The following is a 19,480-nucleotide window of genomic DNA, read 5'->3' as shown; positions in this document are numbered from 1 at the left end:
AAAAAAATCATTTTTAAAGTCTTATTATATGTTAAGATAGTAGTGTTTTTGTTTTGAAACTATTTTAAAGGTCTGTTAATTAATAGTATCTTGCGTTTACTAAATTGAAATAAAAGTATATGAAAATTATAGTGCCAATGGCAGGAATTGGGTCTCGTTTAAGACCTCACACACTTACAGTACCAAAGCCTTTAACAGTTATTGCAGGGAAACCAATTGTACAACGTTTGGTAGAAGATATTGCTTCTGTAATAGATGAAAAAATAGATGAAATTGCTTTTGTTATTGGTACAGCTGCTAAAGGTTTTCCAAGTGATACAGAAGAAAAATTACTAAAAATTGCGCAAAAATTAGGCGCAAAAGGTTCTGTTTATGTGCAACATGAAGCTTTAGGAACTGCGCATGCAATTTATATGGCAAAAGAATCTTTAAGTGGCCCTTGTGTTGTTGCTTATGCAGATACTTTGTTTAAAGCAGATTTTACGTTAGATGTGAATGCAGATGGCGCAATTTGGGTTAGTAAAGTTAAAAATCCTAGTGCATTTGGTGTTGTGAAATTAGAAGACGGAATTATTACAGATTTTATAGAAAAACCAAAAGATTTTGTTTCTGATTTAGCGATTATTGGAATTTATTATTTTAAAAGTGGAGATAAATTATTAGAAGAAATTCAATATTTAATTGATAATGATTTAAAAGAAAATAATGAATATCAATTAACAAATGTATTAGAATCTTTAAAACAACAAGGCGCAAAATTTATTCCAGGAACAGTAAGTGCTTGGATGGATTGTGGTAAAAAAGACCCAACAGTAGATACCAATAAACAAACTTTAGGTTTTGAATATGCTGCAGGAAATAATTTAGTTTCTGCGGATGTAGTTTTGAATAATTCAGAAATAATTCAACCTTGTTATGTTGGTAAGAATGTTGTTTTAAATAACACCAAAATTGGCCCTTATGTTTCTATTGGAGAAAATAGTGTTGTAGATAATTCTATCATTGTAAATTCATTAATACAAACTAATGTAGCAATTTCTAATGCAGATTTAAACAATGCTATGATAGGTAATTATGCAAAATATAATGCACAATATACATCTGTAAGTATTGGCGATTATACAGAATTAACGTAAATGATAATTAGAGAAAAAAATAAAGATAAAAGAATAAGGAGAATATTTGTTTCTAAAAGAAGCTTTCTATTCTCTTTGTTCTTTATGCTACTCTCTACAAATTTTTTCTCGCAAGATAGTATTCCAGAAAAAGAAGATTTAACAGAAGAAACAGAATTAAAGTTTCAGCAATTTTTTTTTAGAGCTTTATCAGAAAAATCGATAGGAAATTATAAAAAAGCCATTGAAAATTTAGAAAGTTGCAATCAAATTTTATCAAACGATGTTGCAGTTTTTTTTGAATTTTCTAAAAATTATCTTTTTTTAAAAAATACATTATTAGCAAAAGAATATATCGAAAGATCTTTAGCAAAAGAACCTAATAATATATGGATGCTTACGCATTTAGTGCAAATTTATATAAAAGACAGAAATTTTGAAGAAGCAATTAATACACAACACAAAATTGTTGCTATAAATCCGAAGAAAAGAGAGTTTTTAGTTAGATTGTATGTGTATAATAGTCAAATTAGAGAAGCATTTTCTTTAATGGATTCTTTAGAAAAAGAGAATGTATTATCATCCTCTTTGAAAAGATTAAGAAATAGGTTAGAGGTTAGAAAAGAGTATTTAACTAAGAAAAATCTAGTTCAAAAAGATGTAAAAGAAGAAGGTTCTTCTATAGGTTTAAATGAGTTAATTAATCAATTTAAAACTGATAAATCTTATAAAATTTTAGAAGATATTTTAAATAAATCAACAGGAAATTATAAGAATTTATTAAAATTTAGTGAAGAAGGAATTGCGCTTTTTCCTGCTCAACCTTTTCTATATCTTATAAATGGAAAAGTTTTAAATGATACCAAAAATCACAAAAATGCGTTACCAGTATTACAAAGTGGTATTGATTTTGTTATAGACAATGAAATGGAGGTAGATTTTTACTTAGAAATTGCAAAAGCTTTTAAAGGCTTAGGAAATGATAAAGAAAAAATAAAATACCTGCAAAAAGCTAAAAATTTGAAAAATAAATAAATGAAGTTTTTAAAATACATGCTATTTTTAACGATTGTTTTAACTTCTTGTAAAGCAAAAAAAAATATGATTGATGCCAATGCAATTGCTAAAGATTTTTCTGCAAAAAAAGTAGCAAAAAAACATGTTGCAGCCAATTTTGATAAAAAAACAATAGACTCTAAATTAAAAGTAAACTATAATAATGGTAAAACAAATCAAAGTTTAACGGTTAATTTACAGATAGATAAAGACAAGGTTATTTATTTAAAAGGAACCAAATTTATAACTGTTTTTAAAGCTAAAATTACACCAACTTCTATAAGTTATTATTCGCCTTTTGCTAAAAATTATTTTGAAGGAGATTTCTCGATGATTAAAAAATTATTAGGCGTAGAAATTAATTTTGAACAATTACAAAATCTATTTTTAGGTCAATCTTTACTTAATGTAAGAGAAGAAGATCAAACAGTAGAAATTGTAAATAATAGGTATATTTTATCGCCAGAAGAGCAAGCAGAATTGTTTGATATTTTCTTTGTAATTAATCCTTCGCATTTTAAATTAGATGAACAATCTATTGTAAATGTTTCTAAGAATTTACGATTAGATGTAAAATATCCTTCGTATAATTTAATTGATAAAACTGTTTTTCCATCAGAAATTAATTTAAAAGCCAAGAAACCTGGTTCTTTTACGGATATTGATATTATCTACAAATCTGTTGAATTTAATAAGAATTTAAGAATAAATTTTGATATACCAAGTGGTTATAAACGTTTAGAAATTTAATGAAAAATCGTAGTTTTTATATCTTTTTATTTTCAGTTTTTCTGATAAATAGTGCTGTTTTTAGTCAAACTAGAAAAGAGTTAGAATTTCAACGCATTAAATATAAAACAGTAATTGCTCAATTAAATACGTTGCTCTTTAATGAAAAGGAAAAAGAAAAAAACGCTTTAGATGATTTAAGAGATCTTCAATTAAAAATTGATGCTAGAAATAAGTTAATTGAAACTATAAATTTAGAAACAAAACTTTTATCAAGAGAAATTGTGGCAAATCAAAAGGAAATAAATAAACTTGATAAAAAACTTACAGATTTAAAAACAGATTATGGAGACATGATTTTTAAATCGTACAAAAGTAAATCGCAACAAAGTAGAATGATGTTTATATTGTCTTCGCAAAACTTTTATCAAGCTTACAAACGTTTAGAGTATATGAAACAATATACTGCTTTTAGAAAAAAACAAGGCGAAGAAATTATTGTTCAAACAACTATTATTAAAGGTTTAAAGGATTCTTTATTAGGTCAGAAGAAAATAAAAGATGCTTTACTTTTATCAGAAATAAATGAGAAAAAAGAAATTGAAAAAGATAAAAGCAGGCAAGAAGGATTAATAAACGAGATAAAAAGAAAAGAAGGTAAGTACAAACGAGAATTGCAAAATAATATAAAAGAAGACAAAAAAATTGCTGCAAAGATTGATAAAATTATCAAAGATGAAATTGATAAAGCAAACAGATTGGCGTTGGCAAAAGCTAAAAAAAATAATGTTGCTGCACCTGTAACTACCAAAAAAAATGAGTTTATTTTAACTCCCGAAGCAAAAGCATTAGCAGCCGAATTTGAGCAAAACAAGGGTAAGTTGCCTTGGCCGGTTAGACAAGGTTTGGTAGTTAGAAGATTTGGAGAACAACCGCACCCAACTTTTCCTGGAATATCTATAAACGGAACAGGTTTGCACATTGTTACTAGTAAAGCTAGTAGTGCAGAAGCTATTTTTAATGGAGAAGTTTTAAATATTTTATTAGGTTCTGGAGGTACAAAAAATGTATTAATTAGACACGGAAATTATATTACTTCTTATAATAATTTAGAAAATACTTTTGTTAAAAAAGGAGATAGAGTTGTTACTGGGCAAGAAATAGGTAAAATTTTTACAGATAAAGTTACTGGGAAAACTACCTTGATTTTTGTCCTTTTTAAAAATACCACGCGTTTAAATCCGGCTTCTTGGATGTTACGAAGATAATAAGCTTTTCTTTATTTTAAGAATTAGTATCTTGAGGATAGTATTTAATGTTTTTTTGAAGAATAATTGAATTAGGAACTGTAATTAATTCGTTTTCGGCTGTTTTTAAAGTGATAAAAAAAGCACCAATATCTCTTATTTCTCCACTCACTTCATTATCTTTTTCTAAAATTGTAATTGTATCTCCAATTTTTACGGGGTAGTTTACAAATAAAATTAGGCCAGCTGTAATGTTTGATAAAATTGACCATTGAGCAAAAAAAGCAATTCCTAAAATGGTTAAAAAAGAAGAAATATAGATTAACAATTGTTTCTCGTCTACACCCCAAATAAAAGAAACAATTACAATTATTAAAACATAAATAAGTATTGTTATTATCTTATTTGTTAGCATAATTCTAGCTTGTTGAAAGCCAAATTTTAATTGAATTTTCCCCAATGATTTTGTAATTAAGAAACGTAGAGTAAATGCAGCTATAATAACTATAAAAGTTTCTATAATTTTAAAATGATTTAAGAATTCCATTTTTTTAGGTATTAATTAAATAAAGATTTTAAAGCTGTAGCATCGTGAGGATTTAATTTACCTGCTAAAACTAAACTTAATTGTTTGCGTCTTAAAGCACCTTCAAAACGTTTTTTTTCTAAAGCTGTTTCTGGTATAATTTGAGGAACTACAACAGGTTTTCCTGTTTCATCTACAGCAACAAAAGTATAAATACCTTCATTTACTTTTGTTCTGTGTCCAGATTGTCTATCTTCTGTCCAAACATCAACATAAATTTCCATTGAAGATTTAAAGGCTCTAGAAATTTTTGCTTCTATATTAACAACACTTCCAACAGGAATTGCTTTGTTAAATGCAACATGATTTACAGAAGCTGTAACCACTATTCTTCTAGAATGACGTCTAGCAGCAATACTACAAGCTCTGTCCATTCTTGCCAATAACTCTCCTCCAAAAAGGTTGTCTAAATAATTAGTTTCTCCAGGTAAAACTAAATCAGTAAGTATTGTTAATGAATCTTTAGGTGTTTTTGCTTCCATTTAAAAAAAATTTCTGCAAATATAGGCATAGACTCTAAATAAAGGTTACTTTTTTACCAATAACCAGGCGTCTGCAGAAATTGTTTTTTGTATTTTATACAAACTATTAATTGCATCATTTTTATCAGCAAAGCTATTAAAAGAAACTTCTGTTAAACCCCATTTATTAATACCAATAATTTTAGCATTATAACCTAGTTCTTTAAGTTGATTTACTTTTTTCTCAGCATTTTCTGTAAACTGAAAAGCACCAGCTACCACATGATAAGGTTTTACAATTTCTACTTCTTTAACAACATTTAATTCTATAGTTGGTAAAGGATTTGCAATTACAAAAGTAGCAGATTGTATTTTTTTCTCTAAAGCTTTTTCTTGATTAGCTAAAATAGTTTTTTGTTTATTTTGTTGATAAACATTGTTGCCAACAAAACTTAACGTTAATAAAATAGCCGCAGTTGCAGCATATTTTATAAAAGTAGGAATCCCTTTTTTACTTTCGGTATTCGTAATAGGAATTAAAGGTTTTACTTGTTCTTGATATCTTTTTACAGATGTAGATTCTAAAGAAGATAAACCAAAAGAAGTTGAAAGGTAATTAACTTTTGCATTTGGTTCAAAAATAATTTGTCCTTCTTCATTTAATGATAAAACACCAATAGAACCAATTTGTAAAGATTCAGTTTGTATTTTGTTTTTCCAATCAGAAACCGCTAAATCAATTGCATTAGAAGCTTTTTCAAAAGAAATATTTTCTGATGTTGCAATGTAATTAGCCAATAAACCGTCATTCTTTTTTAAATGACTGTTAAAGGTAATTTGCTTTTTTGGCGGATAAAAAGTATGCGTAGCTTCATCTATTGTTGCACCAATTTTATTGGTTACAAAACCTCCAAAATTAGGCACAATTATACAATTATATCTATATAATAAGTCGTTGATGTAGTTCGCTAAATTCATATAAACAAATATAGAAATTTTGATGTTTTGAAAAACGAATTCTCATTAATTTTATCAACAAATATTTTATATCTTGGTACTCAAATTGTTAAATATTGAAAGAAGAAAAATTACTTGCAATTCTGCGATTGCAAAAAAGCAAAGCTATTGGCGATATTTTAGCCAAGAAGCTAATAGCTAATGTTGGTGATGTAGAAAATATCTTTAAAGAAAAATCAACTAGTTTGCTAAAAATTAACGGAATAGGAAATCACGCAATTAATCATTTGTTTGATAAGAAAAATATAGAACTTGCAGAACAAGAACTTTTTTACATCCAAAAAAATAAAATAGCCTATTCTTATTTTTTAGAGGATGATTATCCTAAAAACCTTCATAATTGTATTGATAGCCCAATATTATTATTTAAAGATGGTAATATCAACCTAAATAATGATAAAATAATTTCTATTGTTGGCACAAGAAATATGAGCTCTTATGGGCGTGATTTTTGTAATAAATTAATAGAAGAAATTGCTGAATTTAATCCAATAATTGTAAGTGGTTTTGCTTACGGAGTTGATATTTGTGCACATAAAGCTGCTGTAAAAAATAAGTTGCAAACAATTGCTGTTTTAGCGCATGGTTTTGAGCAAATTTATCCAAAAGTGCATAAAAAATATATCAATCAAGTAAATGAAAATGGTGGTTTTTTTACTGAGTTTTGGCACGAAGAAGATCCTTTGAGAGAAAATTTTCTAAAAAGAAATAGAATTGTTGCTGGTATTTCTAAAGCAACAATTGTGATTGAAAGTGCAGCAAAAGGTGGCTCTTTAGTTACTGCGGATATTGCCAATTCATATAATAGAGATGTATTTGCGTTGCCAGGTAGAGCAACAGATATTTATAGCAAAGGCTGTAATAATTTAATTAAATACAATCAAGCAAATTTGCTAACATCCTCTAAAGATATTATTAAAATGATGAATTGGGATTTATCAGAAAAACCTAAAAAAGCAATTCAAAAGCAATTATTTGTTGAGTTAAATACCACCGAACAAATTATTTATGATTATCTGTTAAAAGAAGGAAAACAATTATTAGATGTTATTGCCATAGATTGTAATATTCCATTGTTTAAATTATCATCAATCTTATTGCAAATGGAATTAAAAGGAATTATAAATCCTCTGCCAGGCAAGATGTTTGAAATTGTTTAAGAGGAAAATCTATGCAATTATTAATAAAAAGTTTTTTTTGGTAGATTTGTGTTTTTAACTAAGATTGTCTTTAGATAAGAAACACTAATCTCTTAATAAATAAGCTATGTCTGAATTTTTAAAAACTAAAAAAAAAATTAATACTATTAGGGATAATGTATTTTCCGTTTTCAATAGGTATTAGTGTAGTTCATTATTTTGGATTAGGTGATGATTTACTAATATTTTCAACTTTATTCTTATCGATTATTCTAGTTAATATACAAGGTCTAAGAGTATTTAATCCAAACAATAAAAAGTTAAAATTTATATTATTTTCATTGCTGCCTTTAGTTCTTTATTTGTTGTTTTTAATTATTTACAAAGAAAATTATTTTATACTATACAAAGTTTTAATAGTAATTCCTTGCCTATTTAGTCTCTTTCAAATTTTTAAAAATTTTAAGTTTGGTAACAATTAATTTTTCGTGCTCTTAAAAATTCCAAGAAAAGTAAACTTTTTTAATTGATTTTTTTGTTTTCTGAAAAATACCCATAAAAATATATAAGAATTAAAAATTTATGATTATCATCCATTTTATTACAAAAGGAATTATAAATCCTTTGCCAGGAAAGATGTTTGAACTTGTTTAATTATGCTTATTTTTGAAACTATGAAGTCGGAAAGAAAATTAATGTCTAAAAAGAAACCAACTTTTCCTATTAATGGAATGTTGAATGAGTATTTAAAAAAGTATAAAAGAAACGTAAAAATTCCTATTTTTTATGATGATTTATTGCGTTTTCAAGGCTCTGTTACGGTGTATGATAAAAATGATGAAGACACACTTTGGGTTCGTACATATTATTCTGAGTGGGATAGAGTAGAAATAGATAATAGTTTAAAAAAAATATACATGATGTTGCTTTCTGATGGAAGCGACGAAACCTTACCGTTTTTAAATGTAGATGCAATAGATTATTGTACGTTTGGTAATTCTAAGCCTTTTAGAGTAAAAGTTAGAAATATTTTAAATGATAATTATACTTATTTCTATGTAAAGAAAGCAGATGCTTCTCGTGTTTATGGTTTAGAATTAGAGCATATATTATCTCCACATAATATTAATTTTTTAGTGTACAAAGACACATTAATAGAAGAACATATTGTAGGGATTCCAGGAGATGATTTTATAAAAAATTTCTTACCAAAATGTACAGAATCAGAGAAATCTCAAATAGCAAAAGAATTTGTAAAATTTAAAGAACGTTGTTTAGTTCGCTTATTAGGTGATATGCGTTCTTATAACTATGTAGTTACACCAACACACGACTTTTATCATATTGTTTATAAAATTAGAGCCATAGATTTTGATCAACAATCTTTTGAAGGAAACTTAAAAGTTTACAATCTTCAGTTTATGAAAGAGAATTTTAAAATGGTAGAAATGGTTAGTAAAAAACTGCAAAATAGTTCTATTAATCAATACAAAATAGAAGAACGTTCTTTTATGGCAAAGCGTATGATTACTGCGCCAAGAAGAACTGAGTGGCTTTTAAACTGCATGAAAAATGATACCATTTCTTATCCAGAAAATGTAGCTTTATTAAAAAATCAACTTATAAAATATGTTGGTGATGTTAAGTTTAAAGAATGTACAAATATGGGAGAGATTTTAGAAGTTATTTTATCTTTTGTGAAACGAAATTACTTAGATATTAGAAATAAAGATTTGTTTTAGAATACAGGTTTTTAATATATCATGCTTTCTCTATTTAATTTTTCTGTTATACTTAATAGAGATGTGATTTTAAAAAAAAAATTACTTTTTACTCCTAATACTCTCAATAATAACTGTTGATAAAATTAAGCCACCACCAATAAAAGTATTAAAACTAGGAATTTCATTTACAAAAATATAGGCAATTATAATTCCGAAAATTGGCTGAACACTACTAATAATACTAGCTGTAGCAACAGAAAAATGTTTTAGAGAATTTACCATCATTGTGTGGCCAATTGCTGTAGTTAGTAATGCTACTAATATTAAAAGAGGAATTTGACTTTGTAGGTTTGTAAAATCACTAAAAAATAAAACAGGAATTAATAAAACAGCAACTACAATCATCTGATGCAACATTAACATGCTTCCGTTATAATCTTTTACGTGTTTTTTAATGGTTAAATTTCTAAGCGCATAACAGAATGCAGAAAATATCCCAAATAAAACACCTTTTAATTGATCGTTTTCTATAGACAAATCTGGTACAAGAATATATACGCCTATTAACACTAAAATAGCAAGAAAAATATGAATAGGATTTAACTTTTGCTTTGTAAAAAAAGGTTCTAACAGGGCTGTAATTACAGGAAATGTAAATAAAGTAAGCATCCCTAAAGCTACATTAGATAGTTTTAAAGCAATAAAGTAAGTAACCCAATGTGCTGCCATAAAAAAGCCGCTAATTACAAAAGAGTAAAAATCTTTTCTAGATTTTATTTTTAAATCTACTTTTTTAATTCTGCAAAAAGTATACATAAAAATACTTGCTAAAATTGCTCTAGAAAAAATAATTGCTTCAGCTGGTAAAGCAATATATTTTCCTAAAACACCAGAAGTACTTACAAAAAGGGTTCCTAAAAGTAAAATTGATAAGTTTTTATTATGTGAATTTTCCATTAAATTTTATTTCTTTTTTTTCTAATAAGAAAAGCAATAACCATATAAATAAATCCAGGAAGTACAATCCAAGTAACTTCACTACGAATAACTAGCATGCCTCTTTCACTAAAAAAACGTGTAATGCCAAGTGGTGAAGCTTTTATTGGTCTCCAAGGAAAAAAATAACGAGTATTATTAAAAGGGGTAAAAAAAGCAACTCCATTTCCGCCATCGGTAAAAGCATCTAAAATTGAGTGAAAAGCTCCACATAAAAAGAAAAACAATATTAAAATAATTCCTTTTTTACTAAAAAAAAGTTTCTTGTAAAAAATAGCAGTTACTAATATTGCTAATAATAAAGCAAAAAATAACGAATGCGTAAACCCTCTATGCCCCCAAAAACTATTATACGGAATGCCAAATTGAAAGCCAATTACATCTATATCTTGAATTATTGCGCAAACAATTGCTATTAAAATTAATTTCCAATTTCTACGGTTTCTAGAAAAACTTTTTCCTAAAGCGATAGAGGTAAATGCGTGCCCAATTAGTGAAGCCATTCTATATTTTATTCAATATTGATAATGCAGTTTTTACAGAATCGATTCTTATAAATGTAATTAATAAACGTAAACCATTTTTAGTTTCTTTCTCTTTCATTACACAGCTTTTAGGGTTTTGTTGAACGTATTTTAGCATTCTAGAAAAAGCTTCTGTTTGATAAAAATCACTTTGTTGATTAGATACAAAATAACCAATCATTCTTTTTTGTTTTAAGATAATTTTTTCTAAACCTAAATCTTTTGCCAACCATTTTATTCTTACAGAATCTAATAAATCTTCTACTTGCGTAGGAATTTCGCCAAATCTGTCTATGATTTCAGTTTCAAAAATTTGCAACTCATTTTCGTTGTTTAAGTCGCCTAATTTAGAGTATAAAGCCAATCTTTCTGTTATTGAATTGATATAATCATCAGGAAATAAAATTTCGAAATCAGTATCAATTTGTACTTCTTTTACAAATTCTTTTGGTTTAGAATTGTCGTTAGGGTAGAGTTCTTTAAATTCATTTTCTTTTAACTCTTCAATCGCTTCTTGTAATATTTTTTGATAGGTATCAAAACCAATGTCATTGATAAAACCACTTTGTTCGCCACCTAATAAATCTCCTGCTCCACGAATTTCTAAATCTTTCATGGCAATATTAATTCCGCTTCCTAAATCAGAAAATAAAACCAACGCTTCAATACGTTTTCTAGCATCATCTGTCATCATATGATAAGGAGGTGTTATAAAATAACAGAAGGCTTTTTTGTTGGAACGCCCAACCCTACCACGCATTTGATGTAAATCTGACAAACCAAAATTATTGGCATTATTGATAAAAATTGTGTTAGCATTTGGCACATCCAATCCACTTTCTATAATTGTAGTAGAAACTAAAACATCAAAATCTCCGTTCATAAAACCAAACATTAATTCTTCTAGTTTTTTACCTTCCATTTGACCGTGACCAATACCAACTTTTGCAGAAGGAACCAGTCTTTGTATTAAGCCAGCAACTTCTTTGATATTTTCTATTCGGTTATGAATAAAGAAAACTTGTCCGCCACGAGAAACTTCGTAAGAAACAGCATCTCTTATTGTTTCTTCGCTAAAGCGGATGACATTACTTTCTATTGGATGTCTGTTTGGAGGAGGTGTTTTTATTACGGATAAATCTCTTGCAGCCATTAAACTAAACTGTAAGGTTCTTGGTATTGGCGTTGCAGTTAAAGTTAATGTATCTACATTTTCTTTTAAAGTTTTTAACTTATCTTTTACAGCAACCCCAAATTTTTGTTCTTCATCAATAATTAATAAACCTAAATTTTTAAATTGTAAACGTTTATTTGTAAGTTGATGTGTACCAATTATAATATCTACAGAACCATCATTTACACCATCTATGGCAGCAGTTTTTTGTTTAGCGGTTCTAAAACGGTTTAAATAATCGATTCTAACAGGAAAATCTTTTAATCTTTCTGAAAATGTTTGATAATGTTGAAAAGCCAAAATAGTGGTTGGTACTAAAATGGCAACTTGTTTGCCGTTATCTACCGCTTTAAATGCAGCTCTTACGGCAACTTCTGTTTTTCCAAAACCAACATCACCACAAACCAATCTGTCCATTGGTTGTTCTTTTTCCATATCTAATTTTACATCTTGCGTAGCTGTAAATTGATCAGGTGTATCTTCGTACATAAAACTACCTTCTAGCTCATGCTGAATGTGTGTGTCTGGTCCGTATGCAAAACCTTTTTGCAGTTTTCTTTTGGCATACAATTGAATTAAATTATATGCAATATGTTTAACTCTTGCTTTGGTTTTTTGCTTTACTTTTTTCCATGCACCAGAACCTAATTTATATATTTTAGGTGCTTTACCATCTTTACCATTGAATTTAGAAATTTTGTGTAGCGAGTGAATACTTACATACAAAATATCTCTTTCTCCGTACACTAATTTAATAGCTTCTTGTTTTTTACCCTGAACATCAATTTTTTGTAAACCACCAAATTTTCCAATTCCATGATCCATATGAGTTACATAATCGCCAATTTCTAATTTGTTGATTTCTTGTAAAGTAATGGCTTGCTTTTTAGCATAACCGTTTTTTAATCGGAATTTATGATAGCGTTCAAAAATTTCGTGATCTGTATAACAAACCAATTTATTGTCTACATCTACAAAACCTTTGTATAAAGGAAAAACAACAGTTTCGTAATGTACTTCTTGTTCTGCATCATCAAAAATATCATGAAAACGTTTTGCTTGTTGTTCGTTGGCGCAAAAAATATAATTTGTAAATTTTGCTTTATGGTATTCTTCTAAATTATCAATTAATAAATTAAATTGTTTATTAAAAGAAGGTTGGGCAATGGTGTTGAATTCAATTTTTGTGTTTTCAGATTTCTGGTTCCCAAAATTAACTAATGTAAAATCTTGTAATTGATTTTTGATAAAAGCTCCATCACAAAATAATTCTGACGGTTTTGCATGTTTTATTTCTTTAGATAAATCTAAAAAAGCTTCTTCAGCTTTGTTAAAAAACTTGTCTAAATTACCAACGATTAAATCAATATTTTTATAAAAAATGACTGTTTTAGATGATATGTATTTTAAGAAACTTTCTCTATTTTCTTCGAGCGTTTTGTTTTCTACATTGGGCATTATAGAAACTTTGTTTAGTTTCTCTTTCGATAATTGAGTTTCTACATCAAAAGTTCTAATACTATCAATTTCATCACCAAAAAATTCGATTCTGTAAGGTTCATCATTAGAAAAAGAAAAAACATCTATGATTCCACCTCTAACCGAAAAATCACCAGGTTCTGTAACAAAATCTACGCGTTTAAATTTGTATTCAAATAAAACTTCGTTTACAAAATCTAAAGATAAATTTTCACCAACAGCAACTTTTAATGTGCTTTTGTCTAATTCTTTTTTGGTAACAACTTTTTCAAATAAAGCAGTTGGATAGGTAACAATTACTGCTGGTTTTTTACGCGAATTAATTCGGTTTAAAACTTCTGATCGCAATAAAACATTGGCGTTATCTGTTTCTTCTATTTGATAAGGTCTTCGGTAAGAACCGGGATAAAAAAGTACATTTTTTTCACCTAGTAGTTGTTCTAAATCATTTAAATAATAAGCTGCTTCTTCTTTATCATTAAAAATTAAAAGGTATGGTTTTTCTGATTTTTTAAAAGTTTCAGAAATAACAAAAGACAATGAAGAACCAATCAAATTCGATATTTGAAAATGATTTTTGTCTTGTTGAAGGGCTTTATTTAACTGCGCAACATTCGCAGATTTTTGATATTGATTTACAATTTGCTGCTTACTCAACGTAAAATATTTTAAGCAAATGTACTATGTAATTGTATAAAAAGCCAAATTACTGACTTAATTTTCAATTAATGTATAAGTTTTCTGGAGATAAATTTAAAAGTCAGTTTTCTCATTTATACACTTCTATTGGTTTATAGTTTTAAATCAAGAAATATGAATAGAAGATTATGGAATATGAAACATTAATATTCCATTGTATAGAAAAATTAATTTATGTTTTCTGTGTAAAAACACTCTAAATTAATAGATTATCTTCATGTTCTTGTTTAAAAATGGTTTTTTTAAGTTTATAATATGATTATTTTTAATATTAATTTTTATTGAATTGATTGTTTTTGCGCCTTGTTTTGTTTGTTAATTATTTTATTTTCAATAGTTTATGATTTTTGTTAAAATGTCTATTGATAATTTTTATTTCACTAAGAATACAATATATTTGTTGTGAAAACGCTTATACTTTAAGTAGTTTTTAATATTCTTCTTAACCTCTAAGAATGACAACATGAAAAAGAAACTAAAAAACAAATATTTTTTTATTTTATTTATATTTTTTACAATAGTTATACAAAGTCAAGATATCAATAACAAATGGGTTATAGGTATTGGAGCAGGAGGTGTACTCTATTCTGAAGCAGATGGACCCTCAATAGGATATAGATATTCAGAACAGTTTCCCAGGCTTTCTATTGCAAGATATATGTTTAAAAATGTAACTTTTGCAGGTGCAATTTCAACACATATAGATGTTAATAGAAAATATACAACATTTGATGGTGAAGCAAGATATGATTTTGGTACATCAGAAAATAGACTTTCTCCTTACGTTTTGGTAGGAGGTAGTTTTATTGATCAGAAATATCTTCTTCCTGTTATTAATTTTGGAATTGGTGGAACGCTTTGGATTTCTGATAGATTTGGTTTAAACGGGCAACTAATGTATAAGGTTAATCATTTAGGATTTCAAAGTCAAGGTTCTCATATATATGGTTCTGGAAATCTTGTATATCGATTTGATTTTGGCAGTGGAACCAGCAGAAAAAGAGGTAATAGACGAAGGTTGTGGGAGAGAAAACACTAATTTTTATTTATTTTTAAATATTTATTTAAAATACTTTTCATCTTTTTACTGTTGATAAAACTATCAATTTGTAAATCGATTTCTAATTTTGGATTTAAAATTGTGGTTGTTGGGTAACTAATTTTTCCATCAATAGAAGCTAATGCAATAGCTAATTCATGAATTCCTGTATTATTTCCAGATGGTTTGTAAACAAATGTTTTTCCTAAAAAAGTGATGTCTTCTTTTTGCTCTGCATTAAATTTCACGAAGTAGAATTTATCATTTAAAAGGTTAATTATTTCCTTGTTTTTAAACGTTTTCTTTTTCATGCCAAGGCAAATTTTGCACCAATCTGTATACGTAAAAACAACAATTGGTTTTGGTTTTTGCTGATGTAATTTTTCAACTTCAGAAAAAGTATAGGTATTTAGTGTCTTTTTTTCTGATTGTGCATTTGTTGAAAAATAGCCAAATAATAAAAATAAAAGTAAGAATTTTTTCATTTAAAAAAGTGTGTATCTTAAACCAATAAATGCTCTAATTCCTTGATTTGAAGCATATACATAACTTGGGTCAAAAGCTAATTCTGGGTTTGCTTCTGTGTCAACACCAACATCAAAAGGATTATTTGCGCTGTTAATACTGTTTGCTGCGGGTGTAAAGTTTAATAAGTTTTTTACACCTCCATAGATTTCCCAACTATTTGTAAATTTTTTAATTAATTGAATATTTTGAACGCTGTACCAAGGCGAATATTCTGCTCTTGTGTCATTTTCACCTAATAAAGGTAAACGCATTGGTCCATATAGATTTCCTGTATAATCAACCGTAAAATCATTATTAAATTTATAGGATACAGACCAAACTCCACTAAAACTTTCAGTTAATAATTGTTTCGTTTTAATATTATTTTCGGTCACAGAAACATCCATTAAAGTTGCACCTGCATTTATAGCTAAACCACTGGTAAATAAAATATCTGCATTTAAAGAAATTCCTTGGGAAACCGAATGTCCATTTAAGTTTGCGTAAATAATTTTGTTAGAATCAGTTTCGTAATCTGGTAAAATTCTATTGTCAAAATAGGTGTAAAAAGCACTTGCATCTAAAGTAATAAAAGAGTTTTCTGTGTTAATTTTTTTCACATAATTCAAGTTTGCGTTCCAAGAAGTTTCTGGGTCTAATTCGCCATTAAATTCTACTTCTCTAGCCCCAGTTAAAGCTGCATGATCTTCCGTAAAAATATTGGCAACTCTAAAACCATTTCCTATACTTGCTCTAAAAATATTAGAATTATCTCTAGAGTTCCATTTATAATTTATCCTTGGAGAAAAAATATTTCCATGAGCACTATTGTAATCCCATCTTGCACCTAGCAACAGTTTTTTTCTTTTATTTAAACTGATTTCATCCTGAAGAAATACACCTGGCAAATGAGTTTTTGAAGGTTGATTTATAGCTCCATTTTTATCAATAGTTGCAAAAGTATTGTCATCATAAAAAGTATATCTGTAGGCAATACCTACTAATAAATCATGTTTTTCTTTAATTTGCTTGTTGTAAACAAACTGCCCAAAAGCAATTAGTTGTTCTGCATCATAAGCATCTGTTCCGTAAAAAGAATCTTGATAATGTCCATTTGCACTAAATTGAAAATTAATATTTTCTGATGTTGGTAATTGATACGTTCCAAAAGTTTCCCATCTATTGGTATAAATACTTTCACCATATTTTATATCACTTCCTCTAAATTCGCGTTCCCAATCCATTTCTCCTCCCCAACGATCTTCATAAACATATCTACCAGCAATTGTAAATACTTTATTGCTTTCTCTTTCAATATTGATTTTATTGAATAATGATATTCTATTTTGCAGTGTTAAATCTGTAAAACCATCATTATTGTTGTCAATTCTATTCTGATAATTAAAATAATTAATTCCTAGTAAACCTTGTGTTTTTTCTGATAATTTATAGCGTAAACCAATATCAGTATTAATTTCTCCCCAAGAACTTGCAAAAGTATCTGTTGTTAATTTTGGTGAATTTGATGGTTTTTTTGTGATGATATTTATTATTCCTCCAACAGCTTCAGATCCATATAAAGTAGACGCAGGTCCTTTAACAACTTCTACTCTTTCTATTAAAGCTTGCGGAATTCCTGTTAAACCATAAACCGTAGAAAGTCCGCTAACAATAGGCATTCCATCAATTAAAACAAATGTGTAAGGGCCTTCTAATCCGTTGATGTGAATATCACCAGTATTACAAACATTGCAGTTTAGTTGTGGCCTAACTCCGTTTACATTTTGCAAAGATTCAAAGATTGACGGAGTAGGATTTTTCTTAAAAAATGTTTTGCTATAAACTTCTACAGGTACAGGACTGTTTGTTTTAGATACAGGTTTTAAAGTTCCAGAAATAACAATTTCATCTAAAGAATTGTCTTCTGATAAAGAGAAATTTCTAATTATTTTTTGATTATTTAAAACTGATATTTTTACAGATTTTGTTTTATAACCAATGCTGCTAATTATAAGCGTATAGTTTCCTTTTGGGATATTTTTTAATTCATAATAACCGTTTTCATCAGAAGCTACTCCGATTTTAGTTTTCTTTAAATATATATTTACATAAGGTAAGGCTTCTGCATTGTTAGAAATTTTACCAGAAATAGAATTTTCTTGAGAAAAAAGAGAATTTAAACCGAAAAGAGCTATAGATAAAATGAATATTTTTAGCTTCATGTAATTGTATTTTTATGCAAATATAGAAATATTTTTAGATAAGACTAAAAAATTAATTAATTAAGTCAAAATTATGTATCTTTGTATTTTAATTTATGAGATGTTTAGTCAATCGGAAGAAAATTATTTAAAAGCAATCTATCATTTAAGTTTAATTTCTAATAAGGGAATTAGCACAAACTCAATTGCAAAAAAGTTAGAAACAAAAGCTTCTTCTGTTACTGATATGATAAAAAAATTATCAGATAAAGAAGTGGTTGTTTATAAAAAATATCAAGGAGTAGCTTTAACCGATTTTGGAAGAAAAGAAGCTGCTAGCATTGTAAGGAAACATCGATTGTGGGAGGTTTTTTTAGTTGAAAATTTAAATTTTTCTTGGGATGAAGTGCATGATGTTGCAGAACAATTAGAACATATAAAATCACCAAAATTAGTAAAACAGCTAGATGCTTTTTTAGGTTTTCCTACGCATGATCCTCATGGAGATCCAATTCCTGATGAAGAAGGGAATTTAAAAATTGTTAAAAAAAGTCTATTATCAACTTTGTTAAAAAATGAAGCAGGAGTTTGTGTTGGTGTAAATGATTCTTCATCAGATTTTTTACAATTTTTAGACAAAAAAGGCATAACTTTAGGCAAGCAAATAACGGTTTTAGAGAAAGAAGATTTTGATGATTCTTTGTCAATTATGATTGAAGATAAAAAATTATCAATATCACATAAAATAGCTAACAATTTATATATTCAAAAAATATGAACACCTACAATCCTACAGTAGCTCTTTTAGTGTTTTTTGGCGTCATTTTAGTTTTATTTTTTATTTTTAATCCTAAAAACGGGCTTTTTTTTAAATACTTAAAAGCGCGTAAAGAAAGTGAGAAAACAGCTATAGAAGATGTTTTAAAACTACTTTATCACGATTCAAATATATCAAAAAACACCATTTTTAATGAATTAGATTTCAGTCACGGTTTGTTAATGGAAAGCATTGAAACAATGATAGAAACTGGGTTAGTGAAAAAAGAAAATGAACTTTTTTCGTTAACGAAAGACGGACATGAATATGCGTTAAGAATTATAAGAGCGCATCGTTTATGGGAAAAATATTTATCAGAAAAAACAGGTTTTCATAAAGAAGAATGGCATAAAAGAGCAGAACGAAAAGAGCATGAACTTTCTAGTGAAGAAGTAGAAGATTTATCAACACTTTTAGGAAACCCAAGATATGATCCTCATGGAGATCCAATACCTACAAAAACAGGTAAAATTCATGAGAAAAAAGGGATTTTGCTATCAGATTTACCAGTTTTTAATTTTGGTAAAATTATTCATATAGAAGATGAGCCTATTGCAATTTATAAGGAAATATTAGCAAAAAATATCCATTTAGATTCTCAGGTTTATGTGAAAGAAAAAAGTAAAAATCGTCTTGTTTTTGAATCAGAAGGAGAACAGTTTGCTTTAACACCAATCGTTGCAAAAAACATTACAGTTATTTCTTTAGATAAAGTAGATGTTATTGAAAAAGATACCATGCGTTTGTCTAATTTAGAAAGTAACCAAAAAGCAATTATTATTGGTATTTCTAAAGAATGTAGAGGAGAAAATAGAAGAAGATTATTAGATTTAGGTTTTGTAAAGGGAGCAACGGTTAGTATTGATTTGTTAAATCCGCTAGGAGATCCAAAAGCATTTTTAATTAAAGGAACAGCAATTGCATTGAGAAATGATCAGGCTGTGAAAATTTTAATTACGAAAACATAAAA

The 19,480-nt window shown here is 27.7% G+C and carries 17 protein-coding genes; 9 read left to right on the top strand and 8 right to left on the bottom strand.

All coding sequences use genetic code 11. The annotated features are described in order from the left end of the window. Positions 1–119 precede the first annotated feature (119 nt). Genes BLT70_RS13945 through BLT70_RS13930 form a run of 4 tightly spaced genes read left to right on the top strand, consistent with a single transcriptional unit; the run spans position 120 to position 4,168 of the window. Positions 120–1,136 carry a sugar phosphate nucleotidyltransferase gene (locus BLT70_RS13945; protein WP_091895579.1) on the top strand — a complete coding sequence of 339 codons (1,017 nt, stop codon included), beginning with the start codon at positions 120–122 and terminating at the stop codon, positions 1,134–1,136. Further along, positions 1,137–2,150 carry a lipopolysaccharide assembly protein LapB gene (locus BLT70_RS13940; protein WP_157691912.1) on the top strand — a complete coding sequence of 338 codons (1,014 nt, stop codon included), beginning with the start codon at positions 1,137–1,139 and terminating at the stop codon, positions 2,148–2,150. Further along, a complete protein-coding gene (locus BLT70_RS13935; protein ID WP_091895574.1) occupies positions 2,151–2,921 on the top strand; it encodes a DUF4292 domain-containing protein in 771 nt (256 codons plus the stop codon). Continuing rightward, positions 2,921–4,168 carry a murein hydrolase activator EnvC gene (locus tag BLT70_RS13930; protein ID WP_091895572.1) on the top strand — a complete coding sequence of 416 codons (1,248 nt, stop codon included), beginning with the start codon at positions 2,921–2,923 and terminating at the stop codon, positions 4,166–4,168. Before BLT70_RS13935 ends, BLT70_RS13930 begins: the two co-directional genes overlap by 1 nt. A 16-nt stretch (positions 4,169–4,184) precedes the next feature. Here the strand turns inward: BLT70_RS13930 and BLT70_RS13925 are convergent, their stop codons facing one another. The 3 genes from BLT70_RS13925 to BLT70_RS13915 are packed head-to-tail and all read right to left on the bottom strand — an operon-like array spanning position 4,185 to position 6,172. Further along, on the bottom strand, positions 4,185–4,694 hold the full coding sequence (locus tag BLT70_RS13925) for a mechanosensitive ion channel domain-containing protein (protein ID WP_091895570.1): 510 nt from the start codon (positions 4,692–4,694) through the stop codon (positions 4,185–4,187). A gap of 11 nt (positions 4,695–4,705) precedes the next feature. Beyond that, positions 4,706–5,215 carry an acyl-CoA thioesterase gene (locus BLT70_RS13920; protein WP_091895568.1) on the bottom strand — a complete coding sequence of 170 codons (510 nt, stop codon included), beginning with the start codon at positions 5,213–5,215 and terminating at the stop codon, positions 4,706–4,708. A 45-nt stretch (positions 5,216–5,260) separates the two neighbouring features. Beyond that, positions 5,261–6,172, bottom strand: coding sequence for an SPOR domain-containing protein (locus BLT70_RS13915; protein ID WP_091895566.1), 912 nt, complete (start codon positions 6,170–6,172; stop codon positions 5,261–5,263). 95 nt (positions 6,173–6,267) lie between these two features. Between BLT70_RS13915 and dprA the strand changes: the two genes are divergently transcribed. After that, positions 6,268–7,371 (top strand): DNA-processing protein DprA, encoded by a 1,104-nt coding sequence (dprA, locus tag BLT70_RS13910; RefSeq protein WP_091895564.1) that lies wholly within the window; start codon positions 6,268–6,270, stop codon positions 7,369–7,371. A 653-nt stretch (positions 7,372–8,024) separates the two neighbouring features. Beyond that, a complete protein-coding gene (locus tag BLT70_RS13905) occupies positions 8,025–9,092 on the top strand; it encodes a hypothetical protein (RefSeq protein WP_091897713.1) in 1,068 nt (355 codons plus the stop codon). Between the two features lie 81 nt (positions 9,093–9,173). On the opposite strand, the gene BLT70_RS13900 is transcribed toward BLT70_RS13905, so the two are convergent. From BLT70_RS13900 to mfd, 3 genes are read right to left on the bottom strand one after another with little or no spacing between them, the layout of a single operon-like run. Continuing rightward, positions 9,174–10,031: a DMT family transporter gene (locus BLT70_RS13900; RefSeq protein WP_091895562.1), complete on the bottom strand. Its 858-nt coding sequence runs from the start codon at positions 10,029–10,031 to the stop codon at positions 9,174–9,176. Continuing rightward, a complete protein-coding gene (locus tag BLT70_RS13895; RefSeq protein ID WP_091895560.1) occupies positions 10,031–10,573 on the bottom strand; it encodes a metal-dependent hydrolase in 543 nt (180 codons plus the stop codon). Before BLT70_RS13895 ends, BLT70_RS13900 begins: the two co-directional genes overlap by 1 nt. 1 nt (position 10,574) lies before the next feature. Next, positions 10,575–13,904, bottom strand: coding sequence for a transcription-repair coupling factor (gene mfd, locus BLT70_RS13890; protein ID WP_091895558.1), 3,330 nt, complete (start codon positions 13,902–13,904; stop codon positions 10,575–10,577). A gap of 505 nt (positions 13,905–14,409) precedes the next feature. On the opposite strand from mfd, the gene BLT70_RS13885 reads away from it, so the two are divergent. After that, on the top strand, positions 14,410–14,985 hold the full coding sequence (locus BLT70_RS13885; protein WP_091895556.1) for a hypothetical protein: 576 nt from the start codon (positions 14,410–14,412) through the stop codon (positions 14,983–14,985). Here BLT70_RS13885 and BLT70_RS13880 read toward each other — a convergent pair. After that, complete coding sequence (locus BLT70_RS13880) at positions 14,982–15,470, bottom strand: DUF255 domain-containing protein (RefSeq protein ID WP_091895554.1); 489 nt, start codon at positions 15,468–15,470, stop codon at positions 14,982–14,984. The two genes, BLT70_RS13885 and BLT70_RS13880, sit on opposite strands and share 4 nt — an antisense overlap. Continuing rightward, the gene (locus BLT70_RS13875; protein ID WP_091895553.1) at positions 15,471–17,714 is read right to left on the bottom strand and encodes a TonB-dependent receptor; all 2,244 of its coding nucleotides are present in this window, start codon (positions 17,712–17,714) and stop codon (positions 15,471–15,473) included. 100 nt (positions 17,715–17,814) lie between these two features. On the opposite strand from BLT70_RS13875, the gene BLT70_RS13870 reads away from it, so the two are divergent. Beyond that, a complete protein-coding gene (locus tag BLT70_RS13870; RefSeq protein WP_091895551.1) occupies positions 17,815–18,471 on the top strand; it encodes a metal-dependent transcriptional regulator in 657 nt (218 codons plus the stop codon). Next, positions 18,468–19,478, top strand: a complete 1,011-nt coding sequence (locus tag BLT70_RS13865) for a metal-dependent transcriptional regulator (RefSeq protein WP_091895549.1) — start codon at positions 18,468–18,470, stop codon at positions 19,476–19,478. Before BLT70_RS13870 ends, BLT70_RS13865 begins: the two co-directional genes overlap by 4 nt. Positions 19,479–19,480 lie beyond the last annotated feature (2 nt).

This window comes from Polaribacter sp. KT25b (assembly GCF_900105145.1).
Taxonomy (GTDB): domain Bacteria; phylum Bacteroidota; class Bacteroidia; order Flavobacteriales; family Flavobacteriaceae; genus Polaribacter.
Note: the sequence above shows the minus strand (reverse complement) of the source record. Positions and strands in the feature narration are given on the sequence as shown.